The 16,810-nt window shown below is 49.2% G+C and carries 10 protein-coding genes; 5 read left to right on the forward strand and 5 right to left on the reverse strand.

Annotated features, from left to right (window positions below; translation table 11 throughout):
- Nucleotides 1–7: 7 nt before the first annotated feature.
- Entirely contained in the window at nt 8–487 is a 480-nt protein-coding gene (locus HXZ99_RS00990; protein WP_194755408.1) for a hypothetical protein, read from the reverse strand.
- Nucleotides 488–638: 151 nt separating this feature from the next.
- Entirely contained in the window at nt 639–4,571 is a 3,933-nt protein-coding gene (locus tag HXZ99_RS12300; RefSeq protein ID WP_194755409.1) for a S8 family serine peptidase, read from the reverse strand.
- Nucleotides 4,572–5,093: 522 nt separating this feature from the next.
- Here HXZ99_RS12300 and HXZ99_RS01000 point away from each other — a divergent pair.
- The gene (locus HXZ99_RS01000; protein ID WP_194755410.1) at nt 5,094–6,026 is read left to right on the forward strand and encodes an isopenicillin N synthase family dioxygenase; all 933 of its coding nucleotides are present in this window, start codon (nt 5,094–5,096) and stop codon (nt 6,024–6,026) included.
- Nucleotides 6,027–6,376: 350 nt separating this feature from the next.
- Here HXZ99_RS01000 and fadE read toward each other — a convergent pair whose 3' ends face one another.
- Nucleotides 6,377–8,851 carry an acyl-CoA dehydrogenase FadE gene (fadE, locus tag HXZ99_RS01005; protein WP_194755411.1) on the reverse strand — a complete coding sequence of 825 codons (2,475 nt, stop codon included), beginning with the start codon at nt 8,849–8,851 and terminating at the stop codon, nt 6,377–6,379.
- A 275-nt stretch (nt 8,852–9,126) separates the two neighbouring features.
- Here fadE and HXZ99_RS01010 point away from each other — a divergent pair, with 275 nt between their 5' ends.
- Complete coding sequence (locus tag HXZ99_RS01010) at nt 9,127–9,864, forward strand: DUF3108 domain-containing protein (protein WP_194755412.1); 738 nt, start codon at nt 9,127–9,129, stop codon at nt 9,862–9,864.
- Here HXZ99_RS01010 and purN read toward each other — a convergent pair.
- Together purN and purM are read right to left on the reverse strand one after the other, a co-directional pair.
- The gene (gene purN / locus HXZ99_RS01015) at nt 9,861–10,517 is read right to left on the reverse strand and encodes a phosphoribosylglycinamide formyltransferase (protein ID WP_194755413.1); all 657 of its coding nucleotides are present in this window, start codon (nt 10,515–10,517) and stop codon (nt 9,861–9,863) included. The genes HXZ99_RS01010 and purN overlap by 4 nt on opposite strands.
- Complete coding sequence (gene purM, locus HXZ99_RS01020) at nt 10,517–11,557, reverse strand: phosphoribosylformylglycinamidine cyclo-ligase (protein ID WP_194755414.1); 1,041 nt, start codon at nt 11,555–11,557, stop codon at nt 10,517–10,519. Before purM ends, purN begins: the two co-directional genes overlap by 1 nt.
- A gap of 208 nt (nt 11,558–11,765) precedes the next feature.
- Here purM and HXZ99_RS01025 point away from each other — a divergent pair, with 208 nt between their 5' ends.
- The 3 genes from HXZ99_RS01025 (at nt 11,766) to HXZ99_RS01035 (ending at nt 16,754) form a co-directional block, all read left to right on the forward strand.
- Nucleotides 11,766–12,932, forward strand: coding sequence for a peptidase C39 family protein (locus HXZ99_RS01025; RefSeq protein WP_194755415.1), 1,167 nt, complete (start codon nt 11,766–11,768; stop codon nt 12,930–12,932).
- Between the two features lie 34 nt (nt 12,933–12,966).
- Nucleotides 12,967–13,566 carry an NAD(P)H:quinone oxidoreductase gene (gene wrbA / locus HXZ99_RS01030; protein ID WP_194755416.1) on the forward strand — a complete coding sequence of 200 codons (600 nt, stop codon included), beginning with the start codon at nt 12,967–12,969 and terminating at the stop codon, nt 13,564–13,566.
- A gap of 164 nt (nt 13,567–13,730) precedes the next feature.
- Entirely contained in the window at nt 13,731–16,754 is a 3,024-nt protein-coding gene (locus HXZ99_RS01035; protein WP_194755417.1) for an ExeM/NucH family extracellular endonuclease, read from the forward strand.
- Nucleotides 16,755–16,810: the final 56 nt, after the last annotated feature.

A 16,810-nucleotide genomic window follows, 5' to 3' on the forward strand; every position in this document is an offset into this window, starting at 1 on the left:
TAACTAACTACCGATCCGCGTATTCGGTGGGAACACAAATGCCGTTAATCACCGTTGCCGAAACTTCGGGGACTACCGCGCAGTCTGACATTAACCCTTCACGTTCATTGTATATTTCCGACCATGTATTGTATTGGTCTACCAATGGCTCGATCACGTCTGGATCCGTCTCTTGAATCGAGTAAATGACATAACGTGATGGTCCACCACATGGCTTGGCGCCAAAGGGAAGTACACGGCACTGGCTCGGATCTGTGGCGAAGGGCGTGCCAATGGTACGATGCACCTGCAAGCGAAGCGCTTCAAGTTCCGCAAATGTAAAATCATCACGCAACATCTCTTGGTCTACTTCATTTTCCGTAAGCGGTGATGAAGCATCGGTCTCTTCGACTTGCTGGCCATTCTGCGGTGTGCAGCCCGCAAGAAATAGGGTGAGCATAACAGCGCTAAGGCTAGCCGATGTGGGTAACAGTTGAGAGTAACGCATGGTGAACTTCCTCTTTATTTCATAAACGCACTGAGCAACATTAACGTGACGTTAGCAGAAGATCGCTAGCGAAGCACGTTTCCTTTCCTACTTATTAAAAAGGGGCCCGAAGGCCCCTTTGGTCTTTATGATTCATATCGACGCGCAGTAATTAAGCCTGCTTGCGACGACGAATCCAAAGCAGTGGTAAGCCTAAGAGTACGATAAGGCCACCGAAGCTACCTTCATACCAGCTCTTACTGCTGTGCTTGCGTACTTGCACGTTCACAACCGCTGTATCAGTGTACTCACCGTCAGATACAGACACCCGGAAGCCGAGGCTAGTATCTTGATTGAAGCGTGGTGCATTGAAAGAAGCGACTGCTGAACCCGCGTTGTTTAATGTGACCGTTGGACCAGATACTTGCGTCCAGCTAAAGGTCAGTGCATCGCCGTCCGGATCTGTTGAGCGTGATGCGTCAAGGGTAACCGTAGTACCAGCACTTACTGGTAATGCAGGACCTTGTGCATGAGCAACAGGTGGTTCGTTTAGCTTTTCAACGTCAACAGTTACTGTTGCGGTTGAGGTCATTGCACCTTCGCTATCAACGATACGGAAGTCGAAGCTGTCTTCGCCAAAGTAACCGGCGTTAGGCACATACATCACAACGAGTGACTCAGTGCTTACCGACAGAGTTCCATTCGCAGGCTGTGTTACAACTTCTACGCTATATTCGCCACTGCCTTCGAACGTCAGCGGTTGAATTGCGCGATAGCTGGTGTCACCGTCTGATACCGTTACGTCTTGCAGACCATCGGCACGGCTTTCTGAGAAGTACTCAGTTAAGTCGATTTCGACAGAGCTTTCTTGCATCACGTGAGCATCAGCAGAGCTTGCATAACCGAAGATTTCAGCCGCTAGCTCATAGCCAATTTCAACGTTGCCGGTATCTGCTGCGATAACAACTGGGCTAAGTACGGTGCCCACTTGTGGTGCAGTACCCGTTCCATCGAAGTAGCGAGACATACCGATAGTACCGGTGACATCTTCAAAACCCACAGTTAACCAGTCTGGCAACTGCGCGCCAGTATCGAAATACTGGAAGTAGATGTCGCTGGTGTTGGCACGTACCCAAATCGAGAAGCTATAGCGCTCTTCTGAACCGTCGTAGTCGTTAGCCCATTCAGGAACATCGTTCCATTCAATGATTAACCAACGTTGACCACTTCCATCAGTGAGGGCACCGTAACGAATATCGCCACCGGCATCACCGCCTGCATCAAGATCCGTCCAGAATGGTCCTAGGATTGCATTGGGTGGTGTTGGATCTGGAAGGTTCTGATTCACCCACGATCCTGAATGGTTTTGCGTACCCATGCTCAGGAAGCCGTTATCAGAAATACCCACCGAAGTTACCGGTGCGTTATTGAAATAGAAACCGAAGCCTGTATTTGCGCTGCCAAGGTTCAACCCAATACGGGTTTCATCACAGCTAGTCGCAAGACAGCTAACAGGTGTTCCCAATCCATTCGCTCGCAGGTTAAATCCGGCAAACCCGAAGGTTGTTTCTTGCATCTCTGCACTAGCGCGAACGCTATCGAAAGTGCCGACCCAAGTCATGGTGCCATCTTCACTCATGGTGAACTCACCATCTGCGCGATAGGTATCGATGTTGATCGTGTCTTCACCAATGCTTACACCTGCAGGGTTACTGATTTCAATCGTGACTTCACCGTCAAAATTAAGATCGTTAACACGGGTGAGCATATCCACCGGTGAACCTGATACAACCGCAGTAGCGCTGCTACCTGTAGTGATGATTGAGCTGTTGTCGCTACGCGATGTTTGCACGGCAATTGGAATATGCGCGTTTGCATAGTTGCCAGACGCATCGGTAAACAACACACGACCAAACTGCCAGCCGCTTGATGCAAAGCGCGAATCAACAGTGACGGTGAATTCAGCATTTGCACCCGCTTCAAGAGCTAGGTTATCAAAGCTTACTTCGCCATAGATGTTGTCGCTCATGAACTCAACGGTTGCAGTCCACTCAGTACCTTCGCCGACCAAGCTAGTAACTGTGCGGGTAAATGAACACTCAGCCATACATTGTGGATGTGAGATTGATGCCGTATCGAATGCAATTGCCGTGTTCACAGCTGCAGCGATATCCATACGACCCGCACCCATATCAAATGGCGTTGCGTGAGTTGTGGTGTTTTCTTTGCGAACATTCCAGTTTGCAGAGGTCATTAACACCGACTTCAGTTGGTAAGCATCAAGCTCAGGGCGTAACTGACGCAATAAAGCGGCCGCGCCTGCAACGTGAGGACCTGCCATTGAAGTACCATTTAATGTGGCATACCCAGGCTCACCCAAGATTGGGTAGGCAGACAGAATTGCAGTACCAGGAGCCGCGATATCAGGCTTCAAGAAGCTAGCATCGGCATTTGGACCACGTGAACTGAACGACGACATAATGTCGACGCGATCTGGATTAATAACCACTTGTGGTGGATTAATGGTTGCTGTGTCGCCTTCAACCCATGCTTCTAACAACGCCTGACCAGCAGCTTGCGTAATCGACACGCTAGGCAAAGTGGCGCCCGGCATCGACATACTAATAGTGCCAGCTTGGTTGTTGTATAGAATCATCGCGATGGCACCGGCATTCTGAAAGTTTTCTGCTTTCAGAGCGAATCCGCAAACACCACGTGAAACAACAGCGATGTGACCTTCAAATGAACCTTCAGGGAAGGCATCACAGGCGAGCTCGTTGTCGGCATCTACTTCCATCGCTGGCATTAATGGGCCAGTAATAGGAGCAGAAATACTGGTTTCACTACCAGGTAACGCTGGAACACCATCTAATCCAGGAGCGTTTACAAGCATTGAGAAGCTACGACCAGTTTCGGTCGAGGCGACAGCCATACCCGCTTCCGCACAAGCTGGGCAGCCTAAGGTTTGTGAACCTGGACCGCTGTTACCTGCAGAAGTGACGTTTAAAATACCCGCCGCTTCAATGTTCTCGATAATTGATGTGTACGGGCTACCCGCAGGGTTAGCACCAACGCCACCACCCCATGAGTTATTGATTACGTGAACGCCATCCGCTGCGGCGTCTTCAAGTGCCGCTGAAAGCATGATGTTTGAACCACCACCACGGCCTTCCGTGTTTACAAACAGAGCTTTGTACGCATATAACGTGGCACCTGGTGCAACACCCGAGAACGATAGCTCAACACCTTGGAAAGTGGTGGTGACAAAGTTACCCGCTGCAGTACCTGCAACGTGGGTACCGTGACCACTGATATCATAAGGTGTAAGTACTTCAGAAGGGTGGGTTTCAAACGTTGGCTCATAGAAACGCGCAGCGACAAGTTTGTCGTTACAGAACGTCGCGTCAACGGTGGCACAATAGTCGTCGTCAGGTGCGTCAGCAGGGCGTGTTTGACCATTGGCGGCAAACATCGGGTGATCACTCATGATACCACTATCGATGATACCTACTTTAATACCCATGCCGGAGTCTTCGAGGCTACCAATCATGTCCCATACTTCAGGCGCGTTGATCAGGCTGTTTGAAGCATCCATGTGGAGATCATACATTTCATGTTCCCAGACATGCTTTACACCTGGCATAGAACGAAGTTGGCTGGCAATGTCATCACCCACATTGCTCACCACAACGGCGTTCATCAATAAGGTAAGGTTGCGTTCAACTTGCGCTTGTGGGAAGCGCGATTGCAGTGACTGAGCAAACTTACCTTGTTGCGATAACAGGTAGCTGCTGTACGATTTCACTTCATCAGATTGAACGTCGAGACGGTCTTTACCCGTAACTGCACGACTGGTCGCCGGCAAGTCACGAACACCACCTGAATAAGTTGCGGCAGGAGCATCTGTTAGCTGCACGATATAGTAGTTTGGAAACTCGACGCGAACATGGCGATTCGTTTTTTCAAATCGATTTTGCTCAAGAGTCTCCGCACCGAGGTTCGCTTCCACGAACTGTGTGTTATTGGCCGATACGCCGAAGGCGACCGCCGAGGCGACTAGCGTCGCCAACACACTGTAGCGTGGTAATTTGTTAGTTACCTTCATCCTCAGATCTTCCTCTTATGGTTTTTTATTTTACGCTGGATGCCTTGATGTCACAGACAAGTTGTATAGTTTGCACAAAAAGGGCGCGCCCCCTGATAGTAATGCATAAACATGTATTTTCGTAGTATTTTTATTTACAAATTTATAACGAATGTTTGTAAATTAAGTCACGTAAAATCAGTATTTTATATCTTGAATGGGTCTGGCTGCCGATTGTGGTGAAACATTTTGTTACAACTCGCATGCAAATCGGACCTGTGTAAATAAACCCTTGGTAAACTTAATTGACACGTAATGTTTTGGCTGAATATTTACATAGTTGTACGCTGGGTTTTTACCCCCTGGCTCTCGATGTTGCGGTTTGGAACTCGGTGTTTACTTACTTAACCAATATTTATTGTGTTTTATAAGGCTTACTTCTTGTATGGTGCGGGGCCTAGGTTTAAGATCAAGGATCTGTGCCCGTGTTTTGCGCTGAATTCGCGGGAAAGCTAAATACCAGTGATCAAGCAGGATATTTAAATGAGCTCTATCCCCCATGTTGATATGTCGGAGTTTGCGAAAGACTTCGATGGATTTGTTCAAACAATTGGCCAAGGCTATGAAGTGAATGGCTTTGTTGCTCTTACTCATCACGGTATCGAAACCGATGTGATTATGGATGCGCTAGATACAACGCGTGAGCTTTTCGCTTTGCCTGAAGAAGTGAAATTAAAGTATCATCGCCCGGGTATCGGTGGTGCGCGTGGCTATACGCCGTTTGGTACTGAAATTGCCAAGGATGCGAAGCACGTTGATTTAAAGGAATTTTGGCATGTCGGTCGTGAAGTTGATAACACCGCAGACTATCCGCAACTGATTCCAAATATTTGGCCTGCAGAACTACCGTCTTTTAAAGATAAAATGACGACCTTGTTTAATGCGCTTGATGAGCTGGGAAATCAAGTATTAGAAGGTATTGCGGTTTACTTGGGGCAGCCACGTGATTACTTCCGTACCCGAGTGAACAAAGGTAATTCGATTTTACGACCACTGCACTACCCACCTATTATCGATAAAGGGACCCCGTCGGTACGTGCTGCCGCCCATGAAGATATCAATGTGATTACATTGTTGATTGGTTCACGGGAGCCAGGTTTAGAAGTATTGTCGAAATCCGGTGCTTGGGTTCCTGTGACCATTATCGAAGGTGCGATTATCTGTAACGTCGGTGATATGTTACAGCGCCTGACTAATGGTTTATTGCCGTCTACAACGCATCGCGTGGTCAACCCACCAGCGCCATACAATGAAGTATCACGTTACTCCATTCCGTTCTTCTTGCATTTTAATCCGGATGTTGTGATAGACGCATTGCCAGACTGTGTCACTGAGGAAAATCCGAAGAAATTCCCACCTATCACGGCAGATGATTATCTGATGGAACGTTTGCGTGAGATTGGTTTGGTGAAATAGTTACGCTACTTAAGTTGTTGAAATAAAAACATCGGGCGGTTGCATTGTTATGCAGCCGCTTTTTTTTAGGCGTAATGGTATTAATCAAAAAAAAGCGCCTCAGAGGATGAGGCGCCAACATTCGCTTTTTCTTCACAACACACTGGTTTCGGTCCCCCACAAGGACACAAAGAAACCTGAAAAAGCGAATCAGGGTTGCACGATGATTGCGATCGGCAGGGATAAAATAACCTATTCAGTAAGATTATCGACGGTGTTTACGTAAACTTTACGGATAAAGAAAAGCCGCTACAAAATGCATGCAGCGGCTTATGTGATGCTTGCCTAACGCGGCGCGTTGAGCCTAAAGGTTAAGCAACTGATTTTGCCTTCGGCTTGGCCTTGGCTTTCATCGGTTGGGGTATTGTTTGCTCACGAGCGGCTTTGCCCGCAAGTAAGTCGGCAGAATCGAAATCATCAACATTGATAACTTTTAATCGGCCTTCTTCAGCACGTGCAAACAAGGCGACTTCTTCGTCGTTAAGTACGCCCAACTCCTTGCCCTTGATGCCTACCTCATGCAAGCGCATGAACGGTAGCTTTTCACCGGAGGCAGCAACCACCTTATCGTACAGGGGCTCGATGGCGATGATATCGCGCAGGACTTGTTCAACGTAACCGAACGGGCCTTTTTCCGATAAGAATTGACCATCACCCAAGCGCTCACGAGCAGCATTAGGTGACATCAATAAGCGCGCGACCTTGTGGCCAAGCTTATCCGATGGCGCTTTCACAATGCGACCAAATGGGAACATAAGGCGATTCAAGAAAACGCCAATCCCGCCAAAGTTTTCAAGCATAGCGCGCTGGCTTTCTTGAAGCTTATATAAGGTATCTTGCATGGCCCAGTGCACGAAGGGTAAGTCTTCTACCTGGCGTCCTTCGTCTTCGAAGCGCTTAAGAATCGCAGAACCGATAAATAGGTAGCTGAGCATATCGCCAAGTCGCGCTGATATGCGTTCTCGGCGCTTCAGTTCACCACCTAACACACCCATGGCAATGTCTGACATAAGGGCGAGGTTGGTGCTAAACCGTGTCATCTGACGGTAGTAGATCGCCGTGCTGTCATTGGCGGGAGCACTAACAAAGCGAGCGCCTCCTAACCCGTACCAGAACGACCGGATCAAGTTACCGAACACGAAGCCAATATGTCCAAACACAGCTTTATCAAAGCGAGTCAGGCCTTCTTTGCCTTTAATTGAAGCTGCTTCCATTTCTTCTAACACAAACGGATGGCAACGGATTGCACCTTGGCCATAGATCATCATGCTGCGAGTCAAGATGTTGGCACCTTCAACGGTAATCGCGATAGGGGTGCCTTGGTAACCACGACCAAGATAATTGTTCGGGCCCAAACATATGCCTTTACCACCGTGGATATCCATGGCGTCGTTCATGACTTCGCGCAATTTCTCAGTCATGTGGTATTTGGCAATGGCTGAAATAACCGAAGGTTTTTCACCGAGATCGATACCCGTCGTTGAGAAACGGGTCACCGCATCCATCAGATAGGCATTACCACCAATGCGCGCCATGGCTTCTTCAACGCCTTCCATTTTGCCGATAGGCAATTTGAACTGACGGCGAATGCGTGAGTATGCACCGGTTACCAGCGCTAACGATTTGGCACCGCCGGCACTGTTTGAGGGTAGGGTAATGGCGCGGCCAACCGACAAACACTCAACGAGCATGCGCCAGCCTTTGCCCGCCATTTCCTGGCCACCAATAATGAAATCAAGTGGAATAAATACGTCTTTTCCAAGAATCGGACCATTGTGGAATGGCACGTTTAGAGGAAAATGACGGCGTCCGATTTGCATGCCTTCAAGATCCCGCGGTAGAAGGGCACACGTAATGCCTAAATCTTCTTTTTCGCCAATCAGGCTTTCAGGATCATAAAGTTTAAATGCAAGACCAACCACAGTGGCAATCGGTGCCAAGGTGATATAGCGCTTATTGAAATTCAAACGGATGCCGAGGGTTTCTTTACCTTCCCAGGTTCCTTTACAAATAATTCCGGTATCGGGAATAGCACCCGCGTCGGAGCCTGCTTCCGGACTTGTTAGGGCGAAACATGGAATTTCTTCACCGGTTGCTAAACGCGGCAAGTAATAATCTTGCTGTTCCTTGGTGCCATACAGCTGAAGTAACTCGCCTGGACCTAGCGAATTCGGTACACCAACGGTGCTTGCCAGAATTGTGGAGTGACCCGCTAACTTCTGCAAAATACGCGATTGGGCATAAGCAGAGAACTCGAGTCCGCCATATTCTTTCTTAATTATCATGGCGAAGAATTTGTTATCTTTCAGATATTGCCAAACGTTTTCTGGCATATCCGCCAGCTCATGGGTTGCTTCCCAATCGTTGAGCATGGTGCACACTTCTTCACAGGGACCATTCAAAAAGGCTTCTTCTTCCGCGGTCAGCTTTGGTGCTGGAAAACTATGGAGTTTCTTCCAGTTTGGTTCGCCTCGGAAAACTTCGCCATCCCACCATACGGTTCCTGCTTCAATCGCATCACGTTCAGTTTGCGACATCTCAGGCATAATCGCCCGATAGGTTTTTAGCATCGGCTTGGTGAGGAAGCGAGTGCGGACAAAGCCAATATTTAATGGCAACAACAACACACCGGCAATTACCCATGGTACCCATGCGAATAAACCAATGGTCGTGCCGATTGCCAACATGACAACCACACCTGCGGTAAATGCGCGTAGCGACGCGCGGTGATAAAGTAACGCACCGAGGACAATCAGGGTTGCGATACACCAAATAGCGACACTCATCTTTAACTCCTAAGTTTTGAGGTCTGACCAGTAGCTCTAAACTAGAACAAAACGCCTCGCATTGCAAGCAAAGCAGCACGCAAAAGCAATGAACTTGTTCTATGATCATAGGTCTTAACCGATGAAATAGATCACTTATTTGCTATGGGATGGCGCCAATAAAAGGTAGTGTGATGTTATTAAAGGAATTGGGACAAAGCTCGCTCGCCCCGACGGATTCACCCCCCTTGTTTCCACGACTGCAACGGCGGTGGCTTGTTATCGGAATATTCTGCATGGGTTTTATTGTTTCTAGCCTTGCAGCGACAGCCAATACAGAAAATTCGGATGGCGCTTCTGAGCGCGAACAGGTGGCCAACGCGATCACTCGGCCTTACAAAGCAGAATATGATTTAAGTCGGCGCGGTCGTAGTCACGGCAGTGCGGGTCGAGAACTCACAGCAAGTAACAACGATAACAGCGTGTACTGGCGCTATGAAACCTTTAGTCGAGCCTCTATTTTTCTTTTGTCTGATCGTCGTTTTAACGACACCTACTTTACCTTAAACAATGGTCAGGTGCAGCCGATGTCTTTTGAATACGAACGTCGCGGCACGGGCTCGAACCGCCATTTTTCGGTGGTGTTCGATCGCGCCGCGGAAGTGTTGCGTCCGGCCAATGATGAACCGATCCAAGCGGAATGGCGGGATGACTTACTCGATCCGAATGCGGTGTTGCATCAGCTACAAATCGATGTGGCGGTAGGCGCGCACGAGACCTTTGAATATCATTTAATCGACGACGATGGCTCGTTGACGACCTATGAATTTGCCGTCGATAAACGGGAAACTATTGTGGTGAACGATGAGCGTATTGAAACCATTCGAGTATCCCGAGTGCGCGATCACGATCGCCGAGAAACCTATTTTTGGTTTGCGCCCGAATGGAATTACACGCTGGTTCGCATGCAGCAAATTGAAGGAGGGCGTGAGGCCGCTTTAATCAGCCTCACATCATTAACTTTTTCTGATTAATCGTCGGCTGCGTATCCGTGCGGCCCCAGCATGATGTTATCAAGCATGGCACCATCGGCTGTGAGAGCGAGTCGATCGGCACAGAACCAGCGAATGACCAGTGGATAAATTCGGTATTCCTGCTCGTGCACACGTTCTTGCAAATCATCCACGGTATCACCGGTAAAGATTGGAATGCGCGCTTGCAAAACGACAGGGCCGCCGTCTAATTCATCGGTCACAAAGTGAACACTAACGCCATGTTCTTCATCGCCCGCATCAAGTGCCCGTTGATGGGTGTGCAGCCCTTTGTATTTAGGCAGTAACGACGGATGAATATTGAGGATGCGATCGGCAAACGCACTGACAAATACCGGCGTCAGTACGCGCATAAACCCTGCTAATACAACCAAGTCAGGTTGGTAGCCTTTAACGCATTCCACTAAAGCTGCATCATAGTCTTCACGACTGTCGTAGCCTTGATGGGCGAGTACTTCCGTAGGGATGCCAAGATCCGCGGCCTTTTCCAAACCACCGACATGATCGCGATTACTGATCACGGCCACCACATCACCATGGATGTGGTTGTTTTCACAGGCCTGAGCAATGTTCAGCATGTTGGTTCCTGATCCGGAGATAAGAACCACAATACGTTTTCGAGTCGTTGCGCCCATCAGACGAATTGCACCTGAGCTTCGTGCGCGTCACGGGCAGCCACAGAACCAATCACCCAAGCATCTTCACCCTGATTCTTTAAAAAGCCTACTGCCGTTTCGGCTTGCTCTGCGGGCACCGCAATAACCAGGCCTACGCCGCAGTTGAATGTCCGGAACATTTCTTCCCGAGCAATATTGCCGTTTTCTTGCAACCAATTGAAGATCACAGGCCAGTTCCAGCTATCACGCTGCACCACGGCTTTACACGATTCTGGCAGAACCCGTGGAATATTCTCTTGGAAGCCACCGCCGGTAATGTGAGAAATGGCGTGAACATCGATTTCTTTAATGAGCTCAAGCACCGGTTTCACATAAATGCGGGTAGGCGCCATCAGATGTTCGGCCAACGGGCGACCATGAAAAGACTCATTTAAATCGGCGTTGCTCACTTCGATAACTTTACGAATCAGTGAGTAGCCATTGGAGTGTGGACCGCTTGAGGCCACTGCAATAAGGGCGTCACCGGCAGCCACTTTGCTACCATCGATAATGTCGTCTTTTTCAACGACACCGACACAGAAACCAGCGAGATCGTAATCGCCTTCTTCATACATCCCCGGCATTTCTGCTGTTTCCCCGCCAATGAGGGCGCAGCCTGATTGCACACAGCCTTCTCCGATTCCGGCAACTACATCGGCAGCGACATCAACGTCGAGCTTTCCGGTTGCGTAGTAATCAAGGAAAAACAGAGGTTCGGCGCCCTGCACAATCAGATCGTTGACACACATGGCCACCAAATCAATGCCCACAGTGTCGTGCTTGCCTAAATCGATGGCAAGACGAAGCTTGGTACCAACACCATCGGTTCCAGAAACTAGAACGGGCTTTTTGTAACCCTCTGGAATTTCGCACAGGGCACCAAAGCCACCAATGCTGCCCATGACTTCTGGGCGCGTGGTGCGTTTAGTCACGTGTTTAATTCGTTGTACCAGCGCATTGCCTGCATCGATATCAACACCGGCATCTTTGTAGCTTAGTGAAGGTTTCTGTTCGTTCACGACGAGTCCTCTTTTAACCTGAACATTCAGGTGGTCGGCGGGGTGAGTGGCTTCCTCGGGCGCATATTTTAACAGCAGCGGGCCTCCGCTTGAATGCTTTCTCGAAATTTTTTCACTCAGGGCTTGTGTCGAAGTTTTTTTCAGCGTCCAATGTTCTACTCTTACATAGTAGCTAAGTTTCAATTCACCGTGCACAGGTCACGAATTCATGGCGTATTCCCCTCAGTTAGGAACACCGAAGACATCCGCATCAGTGTCGGCAGCTGATATTAAGGTGGCGACAGCGGAGCATCTTGATCAGTTGCTGCGCATTGATAAAGCATGTTTTCCCTATGATGCCATGAGTCGCCGTAGCTTTCGGCGCTTTATGCAGCATGAACAGGGGCACATGGTGGTCATCGAGGGGGCATCGGGCGATGTCGTGGGTTACGCCATTTTGTTGTTCCGGCAAGCCACCAAACTGTGCCGGCTTTATTCCTTTGCTGTTCTACCTGAGGCTCAGGGGGAAGGTTATGGGCAACATTTAATGGATTACTGTATCGATCAAGCCCGCGACCAGAATTGTTTGTTTTTGCGTTCGGAAGTGCGCGCAGATCAGCAACGTGCCGTTAGCTTTTTCGAACGTTTCGGTTTTGTGCAACTAGGGTTGCGTACCGATTACTACGATGATCACGCAGACGCCTTAGTGCTGCAGAAACAATTGCACTATTTTGATTCAGCCAAGGTACCGCGCTTAGTTCCGTTGCTGACGCAAAGCACGGAGTTTACCTGTGGCCCAGCAAGCTTATTAATGGCGTTGGCTTGGTTTGATAAACCGGCGGTTAATCCTCAGCATGAAGAGTTAGAGATATGGCGTGAGGCGACCACTATCTATATGACCTCCGGTCATGGTGGTTGTGGGCCTCATGGCCTAGCCCGTGCTGCGATTCGACGCGGGCTTGATGCGCAAGTGTATGTCAGTAAACCAGGTCCGGTTTTACTTGATTCGGTGCGCAATGAGCAAAAACGCAACGTAATGATGCGTATTCAAGAGGCAGACATAGCTGCGTTGAAAGGCGCGGGCGTGCGAATTCACCATCGTGATTACGCGTTAAGCCGACTCGAGAAAGACTTGAATGCAGGCAAGCTTGTCGTTGCGCTCATCAGTACCTGGCAGTTTGATCGGCAACGGGCCCCTCATTGGGTACTACTCACGGCCGTTGATGATGAATACGTGTATCTTAACGATCCAGACGACGATTTATTGCCGTGGCAAACCATTACCGAACGACAGTATTTACCTATACCACGTAGTATTTTTGAAAAAGCATTTTCTTATGGGAGTTCGCGTTTGCGGGCGGCTGTTGTATTAAGCACACCCGTGTCAACGGGATAACCAGAAAACTCAGAACACGAAGGAGCACATAAACATGGCGAAGGTTTTGGTGTTGTATTACTCCAGTTATGGTCACATTGAAACACTAGCGCACGCGGTTGCTCGTGGCGCCCAAGCGGGTGGGGCAGATGTTGATATAAAACGTGTCCCTGAATTGGTGCCGGCGGAAGTGGCTGAGCGTTCAGGCTATCAGGTGAATGAGTCAATTCCAGAAGCGAAGCCCTCTGATTTAGCGCAATACGACGGTATTGTTTTTGGCACGCCGACACGCTTTGGCATGATGGCGGCACAAATGAAGAACTTTCTCGATCAGTGTGGCGGTCAGTGGGCAAAGGGCGAATTGATCGGCAAGGCCGGTGGTGTCTTTACTGCATCGGCGACACAACATGGAGGCCAAGAGGCCACTTTATTAAACTTCCATACGGTTTTATTGCACTTAGGTTTTGTGATTGTGGGTTTACCATACAGTTTTCAGGGACAAATGACGCTTGATGAAATTACCGGCTGCTCTCCCTATGGGGCCAGCACTATCGTAGGCGGTGATGGTGCGCGCCTTCCTTCAGAAAATGAAATAAATGGTGCATTTTTTCAGGGTGAATACCTTGCAAAAATAGCTGAAAAATTAAGCAAATAGCCCCTGTGTATGATCTTTGTTAGATCAAATATAGGGGTTTTCCCTCATTTCAATGTCATGCAAATGTAACGAAGATCCCCTAGCCTTTGAACGGCTAATTGTGCGAGCGCGTTGTCCGCATCCGTCTGAACCAAAAACTACATAAAAATATGGGGATTCCCACCATGAGAATGTTACTTGCGGTAATTTTATTGGTTATCGCAGTTGCGCCGAGCTGGGCGCAGGAACCAATAGCCTACTGGGCACAAAACGACAATGTCTTAGCTGATGGCTCGAATGGCTTCAGCCCAGATTCCTTTCCACAGCAAGCGGATGAAGGGTCCGGCATTCTGTACTTACAGAATTTCGATGAAACCTTAACGTCTGCGGGCGCCTATCAGCGCATTTTAAGCTTTGCCGGCAGCACGCAAAACCGTTTGAGCACGAGTTATCCTTCCGGTGGTTCGCTTTCTATTCAAGGGGGCGCGGGTTTAAGTAACAACGGCGCTCAGGTTGTTATGGAAGTAGATACCACGGGCTTTCAAGATATTCGCTTTAGCTTGGCCATTAACACCACAGCAACCGGCTTTGATACGCGCGTATTTGAGTGGTCAACGGATGGTGTGAATTACACCGAGTTTGCCACTGACCAAGGCCGCGGCAGCTGGTTTGTGCGTTCTTATGATTTGTCTGATGTGAACGAACTGAACGATAACAATCAGGTGTATATTCGTATCACCATTGACGGTGCAACCAATGCATCTGGCAACAATCGATTCGATAACATTCTGGTTTCAGGCGTGAGCTTAGATAGCCTAACGCGCATGACGGTTTATGATCGTGACTTTGCAGATGACCCTTTTTCACGGGGTTGGCAGCAAGTAAACGTGGTGGGAGATGTACCTTGGGATTGGAACGGTAGTTTCGCCAATGTGAGCTACTCCACTTTCAGTGGTGGTTCCTGTTCAGAAGCCGATAGCTGGATGATCTCCCCGGCATTTGATTTAGACCGGCAAAGCGGCGAGCGTTTATTGGTTGATGTGGCACGCGGATTTAACGGGAGTAACGGTCTTGAAGTGTATTTCTCAAGCAGTTACGACGGTTCGGGTGTAATTGATGCGGCCGATTGGACACTGATTACCGAAATTACGGGCAACGATTTCTCGAGCAATAATACGCCGGTAAGTTTTGGCCCGTTTGACACATTGCAGGGGGAATCAGGCCTAGGTTATGTTGCCTTCCGATATGCCTTTGATAGCGGAAATTGCAGCACATGGCGCATTGCCAACTTCGCCATTGAGGCAGATGTTCAAAACAACGAATCTCCGTTCCAGTGTGGTGCACATGCGGATGCCATACATTGGGTACAAGGATTTGGTTTCCAAAGCCCGGTGCAAGGTGCGCAAGTACAAGTGGAAGCCATTGTTACTGCGTCGTTCCAAGATACCTTTGATGGTGGTTTAGGTGGTTTCTATCTGCAAGAAGCAGATGAGAATCACGACGATAACCCGCTTACATCTGAAGGTATTTTTGTTTACGACAATAACTTTGGCGTGAACGTTAATGTGGGCGACAAAGTACGGGTGGCCGGTGTGGTCGGTGAGTTCTTTGGTCATACGCAAATTCAAGATGTGACCGATGTCGCGGTATGTGCAACCAATCAGTTGGGCCGAGTATCGCCAGTAGCGGTTGAGTTGCCAGCAGCAAGTTTGATTGATTTCGAATCAATTGAAGGGATGTGGGTCGAGACCACTCAAAGCCTTACCGTTACTGACGTGTTTAATGTGGCGCGGTTCGGTGAAATCGGTGTGTCTAAAGGGCGTATTTTCCAGCCAACGCAAGTCGTTCGAGCGGGCGATGATGCCCGTGCGCTGCAAGCAGAAAACGATCGCAACCGCTTATTAATCGATAACGCGCGCACAGGAACCTACCGCACGCCATATATGACCGGTGCTGATGGCTTCTCTGAGCTTTCTGCGTCTAATCCAATTCGTAATGGCTTCGTGGTAAACCCAGGCTTTAGCGGCATTATGGGATATGCATTTAATGCCTATCGCATTCGCAGCGAAGCAACACCGGAGTTTGATACCAACGCAAATGCGCGTAGCGAAGAGCCACAGATGCAGCAAACCGGTAACCTGCGGATTGGTACCTACAACGTAGAGAACTTGTTTACGACCTTCCAACAATCAGGGAATAGCTGTGGCCCTAATGCGTTAGGCTGTCGGGGTGCCCGAAATCAAAACGAGTTGGATCGTCAATTAGACAAAGTAACCTCCGCCATTCTCGCAACCAATGCCGATATGCTGGCACTTGTTGAAATCGAGAATGATGGCAACGACGCCACCTTAGCGATGTTGGTAAGCGCATTGAATGCTGCAGACAACCGCGCGGATTGGGCATATATCCCCACCGGCTTTGTTGGTACGGATGCGATTAAACCAGCATTTATTTATCGGACCGGTAGCTTAGCGCTGGAAGGGGATTTAGCGGTACTTACCTCGGCTGTTGATCCAGACTTTGATGACTCGCGTCAGCGTCCGGCGCTAGCTCAGAGCTTCCGCGCGCCAACAGGTCAAGTGTTTACAGCTGTGGCGGTACATTTACGAGCGAAAGCATCCTGCCCAAGTGGCTCAGGCCCCAACGCGGATTCTGGTGATGGCCAAGGTTGTTGGAATGAATGGCGTACGCTCTCTGCTGGTGCACTAACGCGCTGGATGGAGACGGATCCGACCGGAACAGGCGCTGATGCGGTGGTCATTTTAGGTGATTTTAATGCCTATGCCATGGAAGACCCATTGCTGGCTCTAAAAGATGCCGGTTACGCGAACCTCGCAATTGCAGCGAACGGTGGCAGCCCAGAGGTGTACAGCTATACCTTTATGGGACAGGCGGGCTCGCTTGATCATGCTTATGCGAACAATGCGTTTGCTCAGTATGTTGTTGATGCCCGGGCCTGGCATATCAATTCCGACGAGACGCCAGCGTTTAACTATGAAGAGCGCTTACCTTCAAGCTCATGGTTTAAACCTGCTAGCTTCTACAATGCGGATCCCTATCGTTCATCGGATCATGATCCATTGATCATTGAGTTGAATCTGCTTCCTACCTGCGCGCCTGGTATTGGTAATCGTCCAGCGCACCCCCGTGGTAAGCAACTTCCTGTTCCCCAATGTGGTAACAGCAACCGTGGGGGTAATGGCCGGTAATTATCCTCTGTACGACGGTACTAAAAGCCCCGCATGCCTGCATGCGGGGCTTTTTT

The organism is Aliidiomarina indica (assembly GCF_015354615.1).
In the GTDB taxonomy this organism is placed as follows: Bacteria; Pseudomonadota; Gammaproteobacteria; order Enterobacterales; family Alteromonadaceae; genus Aliidiomarina; species Aliidiomarina indica.